Origin of the sequence: Granulicella mallensis MP5ACTX8 (assembly GCF_000178955.2) — a bacterium.
In the GTDB taxonomy this organism is placed as follows: domain Bacteria; phylum Acidobacteriota; class Terriglobia; order Terriglobales; family Acidobacteriaceae; genus Granulicella; species Granulicella mallensis.
Map to the genome: position 1 here is coordinate 5414180 of NC_016631.1, position 17244 is coordinate 5431423.

Consider the following 17244-nt stretch of genomic DNA (forward strand, 5'->3'; position numbering starts at 1 on the left):
AGCGCAGCGAGCGAATCTGCTTCCTCCCGTTTTTTGTTCGTATTCCCTATAACGTATAGGTCGGCACAGAAGGGGCATCGTCGTATTGCACATAGCGCTTGTGGCAGCATAAGCGAAGAACGGGAGGAAGCAGATTCGCTCGCTGCGCTCGGAATGACAAGCAAGAAAGGCAACAGCAAGAGCAGAAGCAGATTCCCTTCGGGAATGACAACAAGAAAAGCAAAGACCAAAGCTGTGGCGAACTACAATCGAAGTCAACGCTATGCCAGACCTCATCACCCTCGCCGACATCCACGCCGCCCAGGCACGCATCGCAGGCACCGCCGTGCGCACGCCTCTTGTACGTCTTAGCCGCGCGCGATTGCGCATGGCCGGCTTCGCCGAGTTCGCAGAGAACACACCGGATATCTATCTGAAGGACGAAGCCGCGCAGCCCATCGGCAGCTTCAAACTACGCGGCGCGTACAACAAGATCGCCCAGCTTTCCGCGGAACAGCTGCAGCGCGGCGTTATCACCTACTCTTCGGGCAATCATGCGCAGGGTGTGGCGTTCGCGGCACGGGCGCGGGGAGCGAAGGCTGTCATCGTGATGCCCTCGAACGCACCGCAGTTGAAGGTGGAGGCCACCAAGGCGCTCGGAGCGGAGATCGTCACCGTTGGCCCGGCGAGCCTGGAGCGTAAACAAAAGGCTGAAGAGCTCGAAACGCTGCACGGTTACACGATGGTGCCACCCTACGACGACGAGGCCGTCATCACCGGACAGGCCACCTGCGGCCTGGAGATTTTCGAACAACTGCCGAACGCAGGGCTCGTGCTGGCACCCGTCTCCGGCGGAGGCTTGCTCTCTGGCGTGGCTAGTGGGATCAAGCTCGCAGCGCAGGCGGCAGGCCATGTCGCACCGAAGATTTGGGGCTGCGAGCCCGAGCTTGCTGCCGACGCCAAGGAGTCCTTCGACACGCGCACACTCGTCGAGTGGCCCGCCGCCAAGACCACCCGCACCCTGGCCGATGGCCTGCGCACGCAGTCACTCGGCGAACGCAACTTCCGGCATATCCTGCAGTTTGTCGATGGCATTGTGACCGTCACAGAAGACGAGATTCGTACCGCCCTGCGCCTTATCCTGGGCGCAACCGCACTGGTTGCGGAACCCTCCGGCGCAGTCACCCTGGCAACGATCCTCTTTCATGCGCACGAGCTTCCCAAGGCTGACAAGGTTGTCGCCGTACTCTCCGGGGGGAACCTCGATCCGGCGCTACGTGCTGAACTTGAGGCTGAAACAAAAGCTATTAACAGCTAAAATCTCAGCCATGCGCTTCCCTTCTGTCACCGCAGCGGTCCTGCTTCTGCCCGGACTGCTGTTTGCGCAAAAACAGAAGAGGGACAACCGCAGCGGCTACGAGCGATCGGCGCGTTCGACAGTGCTGCATACGGCCAACGTCTACGCCACTCCCGACAGCAGCGCCCCGCCGATCGTCACGGTCACTCCCGGCCATGAGATCGTCGTGACGGCGCACAACGGCCCGTGGGTGAACGTCTTTGCCAACACCGACACCAAGGAAGACGTAGACCCCGACTCCAAGCCCGAGTTCGAAGATCCCGAGGCCAATCCCGATCCAAGCTCCGGCTGGATTCGCGACAAGGGCATCGTCGGCCCAACCACACCAAACGGCGATGTACTGATCTATGGCGCGGCTGCCGAGTATGAAGCGCAGGCGATGCGACCGCACGCGCCTAAAGGAGCCGACCAGGCCGCGCATCTGCTCTATCATCGCGTCGCCAACTACTTCCCCGACTCACCGCTCGCACCCGAGGCCGAGTTTCGCGCCGCCGACATTCGCTGGCAGCTCGACAAGCTCGACATCTCCACGCTGCCCAGCGCGCATGAGCAGGAAGCCTTTCTGCGTCCTCAGATATATGAAGGCGAGTTCAAGCATCTGATGAAGCTCTATCCGAACTCTCCGTTTACAGCACGCGCGGCGTTCGAACTGCTCGACAACAAACTCTGCGGCGACTGGCAGGGCCTTCCGAAGTGTCCAGAGATGGAGACGCAGCTTTATTTGAAATACGCAGACCGCTATCCCGATGGTCCGAAGTCTGCCGAAGCGCTCTATAACGCGGCCTATCGCCAAGGTGCGCTGGTGACGATGTACGCGCTCGATGAGAATAAAAAGAATTCAGAGGCAGCAGCGAAGAACTGCCAGTCGATTGCCGATGAGCTGCGGCAGAAGTATCCGCAGTCGGACTTCGCGGCTCGCGCCGCGACCGTTGCTTTTCGTGTGAAGCAAGGTATTCCGGTCTATGGGAATGATCGAGATTAAACGATCCTGGGATGAGCCTTTCCTACGCATCGAAAGCCAATATTCGAGGCCGAACTATCAGGAGTATTGGAGGTCCGCGCCGCCACCCTGTAGCGATTGCAGTAGGAGGCGTGGCACAGAAACGATCCGCCCTTCATCACCTTGGCTTCGCCGACCGGCGGACCCACAGGATCTTGTGAGGTAGAAAACGTCGTGCCGAACCAGTCTGCACACCACTCCCACACGTTGCCGGTAACGGAGTACAGGCCATAGCCGTTCGGTGGAAAGCTATCGACCGGACAGCTTCCGGCATAACCATCTTCGGCTGTATCTTCTCGGGGAAACTGGCCCTGCCAGATATTGCACAGATGCCTTCCCTTGGGAGTCAGTTCATCGCCCCAGGGATAGAGCTTCTGCTCAAGACCACCGCGAGCGGCATACTCCCACTGGGCTTCGGTGGGCAGTGCCCTCCCTGCCCACGCGGCATAGGCTGCGGCATCGTTCCAGGAGACGTGTACTACCGGATGGTTCTGCCTGTCCTTCACGTCGGAGCCAGGGCCTTCCGGGTGATTCCACGTAGCACCGGGGACCTTGCACCACCAGGGCGTCATCGCGACGGTGTCTTCTACCACTTCTTCGAAACGCTCCTCGGGAATGTGTGACCAGAAGACGAACGACCAACCAAAGACTTCAGCCTCGGTGCGATAGTTTGTCGCTGCGATAAAGGCAGCGAAGTCGGCATTCGTAACCGGGTAGGTGTCGATGTCGAAGGCCGAGAGCGAGACAGGACGAACCGGGCCTTCGCCATCGGCGGGAAAGCCTCGTTCGTAGTTGGTGCCCATGAGAAAGGTGCCGCCGGGGAGCGGGATCGTCGCACGGTTTGGAGCTAGACCGGGGGTATAGACCAGTGGGGCTTCAACAGGAGTTGAAGCTTCGCGGACGGCTGTCGGCGTGCAGCAGGATTTGGGGTTGTTGTCAGTACTCATCGCACGTCCATCACTTTAGATTGTAGGTCGTGAGCAGAGCCCTGTTACATGAAGATCCTCTTAGGTACCAGAGAAGAACTCTTACCTCTGGAAGAGGTTGGGTTTGCCTCGACATCATTCCCTCAGTGGCTAAAGCCACTATATGCAGCGGCCTCTGACGGCGGGGCTGAAGCCCCGCCCTTTCAAAGCAAAACCGGAACGCTGCCCCCACCACCAGAACATTGACCTCACCTCAGAGACCTGTCCTACGGATAGAGCTTCGCTTCCACGATCTCAGGCTCAGGCTCTCCAGCCGCCACAATCAACTTCTTCAACTGCTCGCGTAACTCATTGGCCTTCTCGCGATATTCCTTGCGGCCCGCGAGATTAACCAGCTCGTTGGGATCAGCGCGCTGGTCGTACATCTGGTACTCGGTATAGGTCTTGGCTGCCAACTCTTTGCCGCCCGACATATCGGCGACGCAGTAAGTCCAATCCGGCGTACGGATCGCGCGCCCGGTCATCGACTCGCTGATCTGGATGAGCTGCTGATTTGGCCAATGCTGACGCGCCTCAGGATCGTTGAGCAACGGCAGCACGCTGTGTCCCTTCCAAGTGGAAGGCACAGGAACACCTGCTGCTTCGAGCAGAGTAGGCGCAAGATCGATAAGCCCAATCAGTTCGGGAACCTGTTGTGTTCCGCGGAAACCGGGACCGTCGATCACCAACGGCACACGGATCGAGCTGTTGTGCGTGCTGCGCTTGTACTCCTGGTTGCGCGTCATGAAGTGGCAGCCGTGATCGCTGATGAAGACGAAGATCGTGTTCTCGGCTAGATGCTCTTCTTCAAGGATGCGACGCACACGTCCCACTGAAGTATCGATGGACTCTATGCAGCCGTAGTAGTCCGGAAGCTGCGCCTGCCAGGTGCCGGGCAGCGCGCGAAGGTCGTCAGGCACCACCGAGTTGACGTAGCGCGCAGCCGCGCCCTTGGGGGCGATGGGCTGGTGCATGTCGTTCTGCTGGTGAGGCTCTAACTGCGAGATGAAGAGGAAGAACGGCTTGTCGTGCTTCTGGCGAAGAAACTTCTCTGCACGGTCGGTGAGAAAGTCGACGCGATACTCGTCCTTGTAGGTGATCTCTTTCCCATCGCGGTCCCAGATCGTTCCTTCATAAGGGTGCGAGGTGTTTTCAATTGCGTTAGCCCCTTCCCAGAGGTCGAGAAAACCACCGCGGTCTTCGGCCTTGACCGCTCCCGGGCTGCCGCCCTGTGCCGGGTTCTCCAGGGCGAGATGCCACTTGCCGATGAGGTTCGCCGAGTAGCCTGCCTTGCGCAGCTCTCCTGCAAGTGTCGGCAGTGATTTATCCAACTCCAGGCCGTTGTGCCAGACTCCGGTCTCCGTGGCATAGCGGCTGGTAAAGATTACCGAGCGCGCCGGAGCGCATACAGGTTGATTGGTAACCGCATGGGTGAAGTTCTTGCCCCGTGCTGCAATGGCGTCGATGTTCGGCGTGTGCGTAGAACTATTGCGACCGTTGGCGCCAACAAAGTCCGACCGGAACTGATCGGCGAGATACAACACGATGTTGGGACGTGAGGCAGGCTTTGCCGCGGCGCCCTTGGACTGTTCCGCCTCAGCGGCACCTGACACAGCAGCAGCTACCGCGGTTGCCACGGTGCCCTTCAAAAATGATCGGCGGCTCTCTATCGTTTCCGGCATCTTCAACTCCTACCAATAAATCTTTGCAGCGAACTGCAGTTGTCTTGAATTATCACGCGTGCTGGTGATCGACGCGAACGTAGAGGGCGTTGTAAAGGTAAGGCTTCCGGGGGCGGAGAAGTTCGGCGTATTAGTGATGTTGAAAGCCTCGGCACGAACTTCCAACCGCGTTCCTGCGACAAGGGGAATCTGCCGGAAGAGCGAAGCGTCGAGCTTATGGTAAGCCGGCCCGCTAACCTGAGTAGGAGAGCCTCCCAGGGCTGCCAGCCCGGTAGCTGTCGTAGCAGGGTTGGCAAAGGCTGCCGGGTTCAGGAACTGCTTCGCATTGTGAGGACCTGCATAAGGGTTCTGCCCTGCCACTTTTAGAGCATTGCATCCCAAACCAGCCGCGGTGGTAACCGAGCAGGCCACGGTGAGAGGCTGACCATCCTGCACGGTTGCGATTGCCTGCAACGACCATCCGCCTGCCACATAAGCCGCAGGCCCATGCGTGAGCAGCGCGCGCCCGTGACCGAACGGCAGAGCATAGGTTCCATTCGCGTGGAAGATATTGCGGACATCGGTATCGCAGAGAGCGTAGTCAAGCCCGATGCCGGCACCCGGAACATAAGGCGCGCGATAACTGCCGATATTGTTATCGAGCTGGTCGCGCGCATCGCCCATGCACTTCGACCATGTGTAGTTGGCATCGAGCGTCAGGCCATTCGACCAGCGGCGGGTGACATCGAGTTGCAGGCCGTTATAGTTTGTTACGCCTGACGGAGTGATGAAAGTACCGCCACGGGCAAAGTCAGGAAAGAAACTATTCGTCTGCGCATTCGCAGTTGAGGGAAGAACCGTATCGAGTGTGTTGGTATTGATCGGGGTCTGCAGGTGTCTCGAGACTGACCCCGCGTAGCCTACCTTCAGGACAGTCGTCGCAGTAAGTTGATATTGCACCTGCAGGTTGTAGCCTTCGGTATAGGCACTCTGCCAGTTGTACTGCCTGCCAAGAAGAGTAATGCTCGAGAGGTTCGCGTTGGCTGCATTGAGTGGAACGTTCGTCAACCCATTGGCCAACGTGCCGATGGAGTTATCCGGCGTTAGCGGGGTAACAGGATTGCCTGCGGTATAGCTTGTCGCGATATTGAACGGGAAGTTCGCGCCCGGCTGTGCGCTCAAACCGTAATTCTCATAGCCGCCATAAAACAGGCCAAAGCCTGCATGGATCACTGTACGTTGATTCACCTGATAAGCCACTCCAAAACGTGGAGCGAAGTTTTCTTTCTGTGCCGTCCCCAGACCCCTGTTGTCGGTTGGCACAAAAGCAATGTGGTCTTTATTCAACAGCGCAATAAAGGCCTGCGGCACTGCAGCTACCTGTGATCGTGGAACGAGGAATTGAGCGCCGACTGCCGGGTTGCTCAAAGGCCCAGGGAGGAAGTTAGCCTGCCGATCGTCACGTTCGGTAGGAACACCGTAGTGCTCCCAACGCAGGCCGAGGTTCAAAGTCAGGCGCGAGGTGGCACGCCAGTCGTCCTGAACATAAGCACCGACGTAGCTCCGGTGAAGGTTGCTGATAGGAGGAAAGCTGGAGGCGCTGACGGTGTTCGCGCCGCCTATATTGTCGTAAGCGGTCGTGGTAGCGTGTTCAATCGAATTGACCGTCGGGTTCAGAAGGAACTGTGCGCGGTCAGTGGAGCCGTCCGTCTGGCTCACGATGGAGGTATAGATGCCGCTATAGCCAAACGAACCGCGCGACGCGGAGGGCGTCGACGTGGGATACAGGAGGCTCTGGTAGAGCAGCCCGGTGCGCAGTACATGGTGGCCGCGCGAGATCGTCACGTTGTCGGAGAACTGCGTAATGTCACTCGCCTTGTTACTCGGCAGAGAACCCGATTGCCCCAGGTTCGCCAACCCTCCGAAGGTCAGGGTAGGCAAGCCACCATTTCCTGGGAACTGCGGAATACCACCGATTCCATACTGCGCCGGAAGGCCTAGCTGATTGGCAAAGGGCTGCTGGCGAATGTCGACCACGCGGCTATAGCCGACGCGCGCTTCGTTCACGATCTGGGGAGTGAAGATGTGGGTCTCACTTACGGCAACATTCTGCGCCTGCGTCCATCCATTGCCGGGACGGCTCGCCTGACCGTCCGCAATACCCTGGAACGGCCCGGGATTCAACTGGTCGGTATCGAGATAGCTGTAACGTACAAACGCCGAATCGCGATCGCTGAAGTGCTGGTCGACACGCAGGTCGATGCCATCGCTGTTATTCGTCACCGTGGGAAACGAGGTGAAGTTATTCGTCACTCCCCCGGCGGTCGGCGACGGAAATAGATTCAACAAAGCGATCGCGCTGGAACTCAATCGAGCGCTGGGCAATCTATTGAGCAACGCCACTTGTCCGGCGTTGGTAAAGTTTGTCTGCCCTGCAATGGACCCTGAGTAAAAAGGATCGCGCACATAGCCGGTGCTGGTCGCCTTCAGTCCGGTGGTTGCATCGATCTGCCCGCCTGTGATGGGGCGGCTGGTCGCCGGATCGAAGATCGTGCCCACGGGAAAGACTCTGCCCAGCAAATCGGTCTTGGTTCCGCTTTGCCCTGTAATCAAGTCGGCGAAGTTCGTAAATCCAGATTGATTTTCGGCAGCAGTAGGCACAGTTACAACCTTGCTGCTGTCCTGCGCGCTGCGCATGCCTTGATAGTCGAAGAAGAAGAAGGTCTTGCCTCGGCCGTTGTACAGCTTGGGAATGATTACCGGTCCACCGAGGGCGAAGCCGAACTGATTCTGGCGAAAAGCCGGCTTGGCCGCTGCCGTCGCAAAGTAGTTGCGCGCATCCAGGACATCATTGCGGAAGAACTCCCAGGCATCGCCGTGGAAACTATCGCCGCCTGACTTCGTCGACACATTCAGCACCGCACCTGCAGAGTGGCCGAACTCCGCCGTGTAGTTGTCCGTCTGCACGACAAACTCCTGCAGCGCATCCGGCGGAGGCATGATGACGTACTGCGTCTGATTTACGTAGTCCGCAATCGCGGCGTTGTTATCGATGCCGTCGAGCAAGTAATCGTTCTGCCCGCGGCGCGCGCCATTCGCGCTGAAGGAGCCGCTGGCTGCCAGGCCGCGCGAGTCTGCCTGCGCAATCGTGACACCGGGAGCGGTCTGGGCCAGGAACGTTACATTGCGGCCGTTCAACGGCAGATCATTGATGCGGCGCGCATCCACCAGTTGCTGCAGCGCAGAGGTCTGCGTCTCCAATAGCGGCTGGGTGGAAGCGACTTCTACCGTTTGCGTTACCTCGCCTACGTGCAGGGCTACGTCTTCGCGCAAGGTTGACTGGGCCGTGATCGATAGGCCCTTCTGCACATAGCGCTCAAAACCTTCCTGTTCCACGGTGAGCGAATAAGTCCCAATAGCAAGTGGCGAGAAGGTAAAGCTGCCATCGCTGCCTGACTTCGCGGTGCGCTCGACACCGGTCTCCTCACTGCGCAACTTGATCGCGGCACCGGATACTCGCTGCTGTTGTGCGTCGGCCACCGTGCCGACGATAGCGCCGGTATCTACCTGGGCCCAGGCGGCGACGTGAAGAGATGCAATCAATACAAATAAGAGTGAGATGTTCCTGCGCAGGGACACAGAGCCTCCGGTGAGATAAGGAAGACACGCTTATTCCGGCGGGGAGAAAGTACGCACGCAGAGATAGCTCGTCGTTCGAAAAATAAATTAGAAAAGGGGAGTTAGCTAGCTAGTAACTTAGCGGCAACAGGTACAACAACAACCGGTGCGGGGAGCAACCGGGGAGAGGCCGGTGGAGGCCATCATCGCGAATTGTTGGTTACTGCATGACATCTTTGCCTGCCTGTCTGCAAAGCATAGGAGGAATATATTCGTATGTCAACTTCTGAGCTTATAAGAAGGCCCGTTTTGCGATAAGTTCGCGGGCGTAGTTGCTGTTGTTTTTTCTGGTTGTCATTCCCGGAGGGAATCTGCTGTCTGGTGGTGGCAAACATGCTTTCCTGCCAAGGAGGGAAGCAGATTCCCTCCGGGAATGACAACCAGAAAAGCAAAGGCAACAGCAAAACAAAGGTAGAGCAGACAATAGCAATTGCTGACTTCCCTCAGTTCTTCGCGCGTTTTTTCGCCGGCGGAGGACAGGTAGATTCCCGCACCACTAACTCCGGATCGACTATCAATTGTTTCGAGGGAGGATGGTCCGGGTGCGCGGTGATCTGGCGCACCAGCGCTTCAGCGGCAAGCATCCCCATCGTACGCAGAGGCTGCCGCACTGTCGTCAGGCTGGGATTCTGGAAGGCTGCCGACTGCACATCGTCGAAGCCAACAACGGAAACATCCTGCGGCACGCGCAACCCCGCCTCACGCAGAGCACGGATGGCTCCAATTGCCGAGACGTCATTGAAGGTGAACAACGCGGTAAAGGGGGTATCCGATGCGAGCAGCCGTTGGGCCGCGAAATAACCGGGCTCATGCGAGGGAGCATCCCCTTCAAGCTGGGCTACGAGCTTGGGGTTGAGCTTGATCTGCGCCCGCGAGGCCGCATGGCGGATCGCCTGCCAGCGCGGTTCCGTATCCGAGCTGAAGCTCTGCCCCTTGATGATGGCGATCTCACGATGCCCCAACCCCACCAGGTGATCGAGCGCCAGTTCCACAGCACGGCGCTGGTTCAGCATAATGTTCGTCACACCCTCCTGCTCGTCGGGGCAGGAGACGGTGATCGTCGGCAGCCGCGAGTGCAGCGGCATGATGGTGTCGATGGCGATGATGCCATCGACGGAGCGCTCCATCAACAGTGCCTGCGCCCGCTCAATCAGTTCGCTGCGGTGGTGATGGCTGATGAGGAAGTAGATGTAGCCGGACTGCAGCAATCCCTGTTCGATCCCGGCGAGCACCAGCGTCGCATAGCCCTCGGAGACCTCCGGAACCAGTACGCCAACCATCATCGACCGGCCATGCCGCAGCGATCGCGCCAGCGCATTCGGACGGTAGTTGAACTCCTTGGCGGCGGCAAAGATGCGGTCCTGCGTGGTCTTTGGAATCGACTTCGCTGCGGGAACGCCGTTCAGCACGCGCGAGATGGCCGCTACCGAAAGCCCCAGATGCGCCGAAAGAGTCGCCAGCGAAGCGGGTGCGCCATGCCGGGAAGTTGCATCTGATAGATCAGTCTTATCGGATTTGTTTACTTTTTTCGACGAAGGTGCCACCCCGTGAGTCTTTCACAAGTGGGCACCCGCGCGAAAATCGATTGCCGAGGCTTGACAGTCGTTATCGAGACGGAGCATAGTGCCTATTTGCTCAAACGTTTGCCTAATTTGGGCAAACGTTTGCTCAGGCGCTATCGCAAACGCCAAATATTTACGTTGTCGGACTTTCCTGGAGGCAGTATGAAGTTGATCTCTACCATCTTTTCCCCTCAGCGCAGGGCCTTTCGGTGGCTTGCGCTCGTGGCAATTCTTTGCGTCGCTTCCCTGGCCGCGCATGCCCAGTACCGAACGTCGGTCCAGGGTGTTGTTACCGATCCCGAGGGAGCGGCCATTCCGGGCGCAACCCTGACGCTCAAGAACACCACCACGAACGGAACGATCGTTCACACGAGCGACGCCAATGGCGTCTTCAACTTCAACGCTCTGCCAGCCGATCCCTTCGTCCTGACGGTCGCACGTAAAGGTTTTGCGACCAAAGTTCTCAGCGATCTCCAGTTCGTTCCTGAAGAGGCCAACGCCTTGAACGTGCAGTTGGCGGTTGGCGGAGATACGCAGACGATTACCGTCGATGCCTCGACGCAACCGGCCCTCAATACACAGAACTCAAACCTGGGCGTCACCATTAGCAGCAACGATATCGCGCACATGCCGTCCTCCGGCCGCGACGTATTCACGCTGAGCCAATTGGCGCCGGGCGCGATCAACGATGGAGCCCAGGCTACAGGTGGAGGTGTTTATAGCGCCCCCGGCAATCAGGGTGTTGGAGGCTCAGGATCGGGCGGACAGGAGCCCACCGAAAACAAAGCTCAAACCTTCGCCAATGGCAACCAGAATTCGGCCAATGGCATTGCGATTGACGGCATCAGCACCACCAGTGCGGTCTGGGGCGGAGCCAGCGTTATCACCCCTGATCCGGATTCCATCGGCAATGTGCGAATCGTTACCAATCAGTACGATGCAGAAAATGGACGCTTCAGTGGTGCCCTTACGGAGATCACCTCCAAGAGCGGTACGAACCAATTTCATGGAAGCCTCTTTATCGACATTCACCGTCCTGGTTTGAATGCCTATCCGCATTTTTCTGGAACCGGTTCTGATCCTAAAACCGGTAGAGACAACTCTCGTTTCAACCAATATGGCGGTAGCGTTGGCGGCCCGATCTGGAAGAACAAGGTCTTCGCCTTCTTTTCCTATGAGACCTCCCCACAAGGGAATGCCCCCACGACAGGAACCGGCTGGTACGACACTGCCGCCTTCGACGCTCTAGGACGACAAGGAAGCATTGCAGCCACCTATCTGACCTTTCCAGGTGCGGGCGTCAACGCTACCGGCCTTGTCCCGGGCGTGACCTGCGCAACTGCCGGTCTGGTTCAAGGTGTCAATTGCAATGCCGTCGCGGGAGGCTTGAATATTGGCTCTCCGCTGACCTCTGCCTTAGGTACTCAAGACCCTACGGCCACTGGAACCACGGCCAATCCAGGAGTTGGCAGTGGACTGGGAAATGTGGCGGATATTGCAGAGTTCGCGACAATCTCGCCCTTTAGCTCGTTCTACAAATCCTATAACGGTCGTCTCGATGCCGATGTCACCAAGAGCGATCACCTCAGCTTTGCCATCTATTGGGTGCCTCAAGGGACTACAAACGAACGGGGCGGGTCCCGCAACTATGACATCTTCATTCACAACCAGATCAACGATGCTTTCTCAGTGATCTGGAACCATACATTCTCGCCAACATTCCTCAACGAGGCTCGTGCCAACGCTGCAGGCTGGCGTTATAACGAACTCGCCTCCAACCCGCAGTCGCCCATCGGCCTGCCACTAGACAATATTGACCAGATCGGCTCTATTACGCTCAATCAATTCGGCCCCTCCGTTGGCAGCGATCTGAACCAGTGGACCTATGGCTACAAGGATGTTGCGACCAAGGTCTGGGGACAACAGACCATTAAATTTGGCGGCGATTATACGAATCTTCACTACCTCAATAATCCGACTTTCACCTTTGCACCGACCTATAATTTTTACAATGTCTGGGACTTCCTGAACGACGCGCCACACCGGGAGCAAGGACAATTCAACCCGGCAACAGGTTTCCCCGGTGGTGCCCGCCAGGACGATCGTGAAAATCTCTTTGGTTTTTTTGTGCAGGATGATTGGAAAATTCGCAAGAACCTGACCATTAATCTGGGCCTGCGCTATTCCTATTTCGGTTCACTTTACGACAAACAAAACAATATCGGTGTGGCTACTTACGGTCCGGGTGCTGCTACTTATACAGGTCTTAGCGTTAAGACAGGCGGCAATGTCTGGACACCGCAGAAGGGCAACTTCGGGCCTCAGTTTGGATTCAATTGGAGCCCCGAGACCTTCCACGACAAGCTTGTCGTTCGTGGCGGTTACGGCCTGAGCTACAACCAGGAAGAGATCGCCATTACCGCGAGTGGCAGCAGTAATCCGCCGCTGACGTTCAACGCTAACTTCGCCTTCGATAGCCCCACCAACCCAGGCGCTACAGGAGGGGCCATTCTTTATGGGATATCCAGCAGCCCGACGAACTTGTTCGGCTATGCTGCCAATCCCAACACTCGCGTTTCGATTGAAAATGCGGCCGGGATACCTAGCTCGGGTCTGGCTAACCTCACCATCTTCCCTTCTCATCTACCTACCACCTATGTTCACCATTACTCGCTGGACTTGCAGTACGACTTAGGGCACCAGCTTGTAGCGACATTGGGATATCAAGGCAGCTCGTCCCATCACGTCATCGAAAACTCCAACTCCAACGCCTTCGCACTGGCGAATGGTTTGGCGCTGAACCCACTGGTTACAAGCGGAAACTACTGGTGGAATGGCGGTTCAGCCAACAACAATGCCCTGCTCGCTGGCTTGAAGCACCAATTTGCTCATCACTTCTCTGCCGAAGGCCAGTTCTCCTGGGCAAAGAGCCTGGATAACACCTCTGGGCCTTACGAAGAGCAGCCTTATACCCCCGTCAATTCAAGCTATGACTATGGCCGTTCCGATTTCAACATCGGAAAATCCTTCAAGGCTTTTGGCCTCTGGCAACCGGTTCTCTTCCACGGCAGCAATCGCTGGATGGAGAAGATTGCCGGCGGCTGGTCGCTGAGCGGCATCTACACGGTTCATACCGGCTTCGGCTGGACACCTAACTACGGAATCCCGCAGTCACTCTACTGCTCCAACTGCGGCTACCAAAATCTGCGTCCCTTCTACCTCGGGGGCTCTCCACGTTCAACGAAGAATAGTGCTTTCGAGCCCAATGCCGCAGGTGTTTCTTCAAATTACCCAGGCAATCTAACCGGAGTCACCCAGACGGCGACAGTCAACGGAGCTACTGGGACACCTGTTCAGTTCTCCAATCAATACTTCAGCGTGCCTAACTTCGCTGCGGCAATGACAGCGGCTAGCGGCACCGGATTCCCAGCAGTTAACGCGGCTCTACCACCGCCGCCGGGAATTGCACGTAACTCGTTCAACGGCCCTGGATACAAGGACGTTGATGCCTCTTTGGCAAAGGCGTTCGGTCTCCCCAAGATGCCTGTTCTAGGCGATCAGGCGAATATTGAAATCAGCATTAGCGCCCTCAACCTGTTCAACAACCTGAACCTCAACCCATCCAACATCGCAACCAATATCAACTCTTCGAACTTTGGAACGGATAATGCTCCTCTCGGTGCACGGTCCGTTACCTTCCACGCGCGGTTCAGCTTCTAACTCGCGTTTGTAGTCCTTTGCAAACAAGAGGGTGCTCCTCAAGGGGCACCCTCTCTTTTCACTCAATCTTTGGATCTTGATCCCGCGTAGTGTGAGCAGCCGGGGGCTCCCATGGAAGACATGCTGCATCGATGGAAATATGGCACGTTTCAGTTAGGACTCGTAGCTGTAATGGCTACAAGCGTATTCACAGGTTTTAAAGTTCAAGCCCAGGAACAGATACAGATCGACGCTACGGCGCCAACAACACCCTTCCCTCACTTCTGGGAACAGATGTTCGGCTCAGGACGAGCCATTCTTTCGCTGCGCGAGAGTTATCGCGACGATCTGGTCGCAGTAAAGCAAGTTACTGATTTTCGTTATGTGCGCTTTCATGCCATCCTGCACGATGAGGTCGGTGTCTATAACGAGGATGAGCATGGCAACCCGGTCTATAACTTCACCTATGTCAATCAGATCTATGACGGCCTACTAAAGAATGGCGTGAAGCCTGTAGTCGAGATCAGCTTTATGCCGAAGAAGCTGGCCTTCAATCCAGATGCGTTGCATCCCTTCTGGTACAAGCAGAATGTCTCGCCACCAAAGAGCATGGAGCGCTGGGACGACCTGATGAAGGCGTTCGCGCAGAACCTGGTGGACCGCTACGGCATCGATGAAGTTTCAACCTGGTACTTCGAAGTATGGAATGAACCGAACATCGATTTCTGGGGCGGTATCCCGCGGCAGGAATCGTACTTCGATCTGTACGCCCACACCGCACGTGCGTTGAAAGCTGTAGATCCTCGTCTTCGCGTAGGCGGCCCGGCAACGGCGGCTGCGGCCTGGATTCCAGACTTCCTGAAGTACACGGCGGAGAACCATGTACCGGTAGACTTCGTCTCCTCGCATGGTTACGACGATGAGCCCGTCGAACGCCTCCTCGGTAAGGACCAACCGCTGCGTGACAAGGACGTTCGTGAAGAAGACCGTACCTGCGCCGCAGCAACAAAGGTGCGCCACCAGATCGATGCTTCAGCGATGCCACATCTGCCCCTGCTCTGGACGGAGTGGAACGTTCCCGGCCAAGATCAACTGCGCGACACAGCCTACGTTGGACCGGCGCTGGCCGAGGCTGTTCGCACCTGCGATGGCGTGACCGACTATCTCTCCTTCTGGACTTTTTCCGATGTGTTTGAAGAAGGCGGCCCCGCAACGAAGCCGTTCGAAGGCCAGTTTGGACTGCGAGCCGCCGGCGGTATCAATAAGCCGAGCTTCTACGACTTCGCACTCTTACACAAACTAGGGACGCAGCGCATCGCTAATCCATCGCAGGATGTGATTGTCACGAAGCTGGCAAATGGCTCCCTGGAGATTGCCGTCTGGAATCTGCCTGACCCAGGAAAGGCTCCTCAACCCAGGCAGATAACGCTAGCCATTCAAGGGGTAAAGAAGAACGCGCAGGTTTCGATTGCGCAAGTCGATGACGAGCACAGCAACACACTCAACTCCTATGCGAAGCTAGGCAGCCCTCGCTATCCCAAGCCCGCGCAGGTAGAGCAGATGAATCGCGAGACCGCGCTCACTCCCCCTGAACACCGTTCTCTTACCAATGGGAGCCTCTCGCTCGAACTTGGGAAGAATGCGCTCGTACTGATCGAAGTCCGGCCATAAGTGCTTTACATGCGTTCAGCACGAACCTATCAATCATCCGTCCGGAAAAATCTATCCGGCAGCAATGAAAGGAATACCATGCGGAAACAATTGAAACTTCGCTCTGTTGCCCTGGCGGCGGGAGTGTTTCTTTTTTCGAGCTCCATGCTTTGCCTCCAGGCACAGGAGCAGGAACACATCGCCATCGATGCCAAGGCAGCGACCACACCCTTCCCTCATTTCTGGGAGCAGACGTTCGGCTCAGGCCGGGCCATTCTTTCGTTGCGCGAGAGCTATCGCAATGATCTCCGCACGGTGAAGCAGGCGACGAACTTTCAATCCGTGCGCTTCCACGGCATCTTCCTCGATGAGGTTGGACTCTACGACCCGGATCGTCAGACCAAAAACCCTGGCCTCGCCGCACAGGCTGCTAATGATGCTTCCATCTATAACTTCTCCTATATCGATCAAATCTATGATGGCCTGCTGGCGAATGGTGTGAAGCCCTTCATCGAGCTGAGCTTCATGCCGAAGAAGATGGCCTCCGATCCCAATGCGCTGCACGCGTTCTGGTATCACCCGAATGTGTCCCCACCGAAGGACTATGCCACCTGGGATGCCATGATCCATGCGTTTGCCGAACATCTCATCAAGCGCTATGGCGTTGAAGAAGTGGCCACATGGAAGTTTGAAGTATGGAACGAGCCCAACCTGGACTTCTGGATGGGGAATCCGAAGCAGGCCACCTACTTTGAACTCTACGACCACACAGCGCGCACCCTGAAGGCTGTCTCTCCGCGCCTGATCGTCGGAGGACCGTCTTCCGCGCAGGCCGCGTGGGTTGCACCTTTTCTCGCGCACGTGAAGGAGAAGAACGTTCCGATCGACTTTGTCTCGACCCACGTCTATGCCAACGATACGGCGGACAACGTGTTCGGTACGACTGAAGATATTCCGAGAGACAAGATGGTGTGGCGTGCTGTCAAAAACATCCACGAAGAGATCCTGAACTCGGCCTTTCCGAAGCTGCCGCTCATCTTCTCCGAGTACGGGGCCAGCTATTCCAATGAGCCGAATGTTACCGACTCCACCTATATGGGCCCGTGGATGGCGAACAATATTCGCCTGTGCGACGGCATGACCGAGAGCATGGACTACTGGACTTTCTCCGACGTCTTTGAGGAACAAGGTGTCGTGCGATCGCCCTTCTATGGCGGCTTTGGCCTGCTGTCTGCCGACAGCATTCCCAAGCCTTCGCTCAATGTCTTTCGCACGCTGCACAAGTTGGGTGACCAGCGCATCTCCGTGGCTTCAGAGTCAGTACTGGCGACGACTACAGCGAATGGTGGACTCACAGTTGCTCTATGGGACTACGCTCCTCCCACAGGAATAGGCGCTACCTATACGATGCCCACTGGACCCGCAGGACCGGCGAAGACGTTCGATCTTGAACTGAAGAACGTGCCAGCAAATGCCTCCGTTCAACTGTGGCGCGTGGACGATGATCACGGCAACGTGCTGAAGGCGTTTGACGCTATGGGACGTCCCTCTGGCGATCTCACCCAGGAACAGGTTATAAAGCTCCGTGCAGCCGGAGAGATGGCTCCTGCGGAACACGTACGCCTCAAACAAGGCAAACTACAGGTCACAGTTCCAGCGCATGGCCTGGCACTCGTGGTGATAGAAAGGTAAC

At 57.1% G+C, this 17244-nt stretch carries 9 protein-coding genes; 5 read left to right on the top strand and 4 right to left on the bottom strand.

From position 1 onward, the window contains the following. Positions 1-262 precede the first annotated feature (262 nt). On the top strand, positions 263-1297 hold the full coding sequence (locus tag ACIX8_RS20995) for a threonine ammonia-lyase (RefSeq protein WP_014267398.1): 1035 nt from the start codon (positions 263-265) through the stop codon (positions 1295-1297). Positions 1298-1307: 10 nt separating this feature from the next. Next, positions 1308-2318, top strand: coding sequence for an SH3 domain-containing protein (locus ACIX8_RS21000; protein ID WP_014267399.1), 1011 nt, complete (start codon positions 1308-1310; stop codon positions 2316-2318). Here the strand turns inward: ACIX8_RS21000 and ACIX8_RS21005 are convergent. The 4 genes from ACIX8_RS21005 to ACIX8_RS21020 all read right to left on the bottom strand — a co-directional run bounded on the left by ACIX8_RS21005 (position 2315) and on the right by ACIX8_RS21020 (position 10184). Then, positions 2315-3283, bottom strand: coding sequence for a formylglycine-generating enzyme family protein (locus tag ACIX8_RS21005; protein ID WP_014267400.1), 969 nt, complete (start codon positions 3281-3283; stop codon positions 2315-2317). The genes ACIX8_RS21000 and ACIX8_RS21005 overlap by 4 nt on opposite strands. Positions 3284-3528: 245 nt before the next feature. After that, positions 3529-4983 (bottom strand): sulfatase-like hydrolase/transferase, encoded by a 1455-nt coding sequence (locus ACIX8_RS21010; protein WP_014267401.1) that lies wholly within the window; start codon positions 4981-4983, stop codon positions 3529-3531. A gap of 9 nt (positions 4984-4992) precedes the next feature. Next, positions 4993-8601, bottom strand: a complete 3609-nt coding sequence (locus ACIX8_RS21015; RefSeq protein ID WP_014267402.1) for a TonB-dependent receptor domain-containing protein — start codon at positions 8599-8601, stop codon at positions 4993-4995. A 482-nt stretch (positions 8602-9083) separates the two neighbouring features. Continuing rightward, positions 9084-10184 (bottom strand): LacI family DNA-binding transcriptional regulator, encoded by a 1101-nt coding sequence (locus ACIX8_RS21020; protein ID WP_014267403.1) that lies wholly within the window; start codon positions 10182-10184, stop codon positions 9084-9086. A gap of 180 nt (positions 10185-10364) precedes the next feature. Between ACIX8_RS21020 and ACIX8_RS21025 the strand changes: the two genes are divergently transcribed. From ACIX8_RS21025 to ACIX8_RS21035, 3 genes are all read left to right on the top strand, one after another. After that, the gene (locus ACIX8_RS21025) at positions 10365-13922 is read left to right on the top strand and encodes a TonB-dependent receptor (RefSeq protein WP_014267404.1); all 3558 of its coding nucleotides are present in this window, start codon (positions 10365-10367) and stop codon (positions 13920-13922) included. Positions 13923-14093: 171 nt separating this feature from the next. Next, positions 14094-15572 (top strand): GH39 family glycosyl hydrolase, encoded by a 1479-nt coding sequence (locus tag ACIX8_RS21030; protein WP_044177218.1) that lies wholly within the window; start codon positions 14094-14096, stop codon positions 15570-15572. 90 nt (positions 15573-15662) lie between these two features. Then, the gene (locus ACIX8_RS21035) at positions 15663-17243 is read left to right on the top strand and encodes a GH39 family glycosyl hydrolase (RefSeq protein ID WP_223295407.1); all 1581 of its coding nucleotides are present in this window, start codon (positions 15663-15665) and stop codon (positions 17241-17243) included. The last annotated feature ends 1 nt before the right edge of the window (position 17244 follow it).

Bases quoted from the DNA above. Each gene is read 5' to 3' on its own strand.
- ACIX8_RS20995 (WP_014267398.1), top strand. From the start codon at position 263: ATGCCAGACCTCATCACCCTCGCCGACATCCACGCCGCCCAGGCACGC.
- ACIX8_RS21000 (WP_014267399.1), top strand. From the start codon at position 1,308: ATGCGCTTCCCTTCTGTCACCGCAGCGGTCCTGCTTCTGCCCGGACTG.
- ACIX8_RS21005 (WP_014267400.1), bottom strand. From the start codon at position 3,283: ATGAGTACTGACAACAACCCCAAATCCTGCTGCACGCCGACAGCCGTC.
- ACIX8_RS21010 (WP_014267401.1), bottom strand. From the start codon at position 4,983: ATGCCGGAAACGATAGAGAGCCGCCGATCATTTTTGAAGGGCACCGTG.
- ACIX8_RS21025 (WP_014267404.1), top strand. From the start codon at position 10,365: ATGAAGTTGATCTCTACCATCTTTTCCCCTCAGCGCAGGGCCTTTCGG.
- ACIX8_RS21030 (WP_044177218.1), top strand. From the start codon at position 14,094: ATGGCTACAAGCGTATTCACAGGTTTTAAAGTTCAAGCCCAGGAACAG.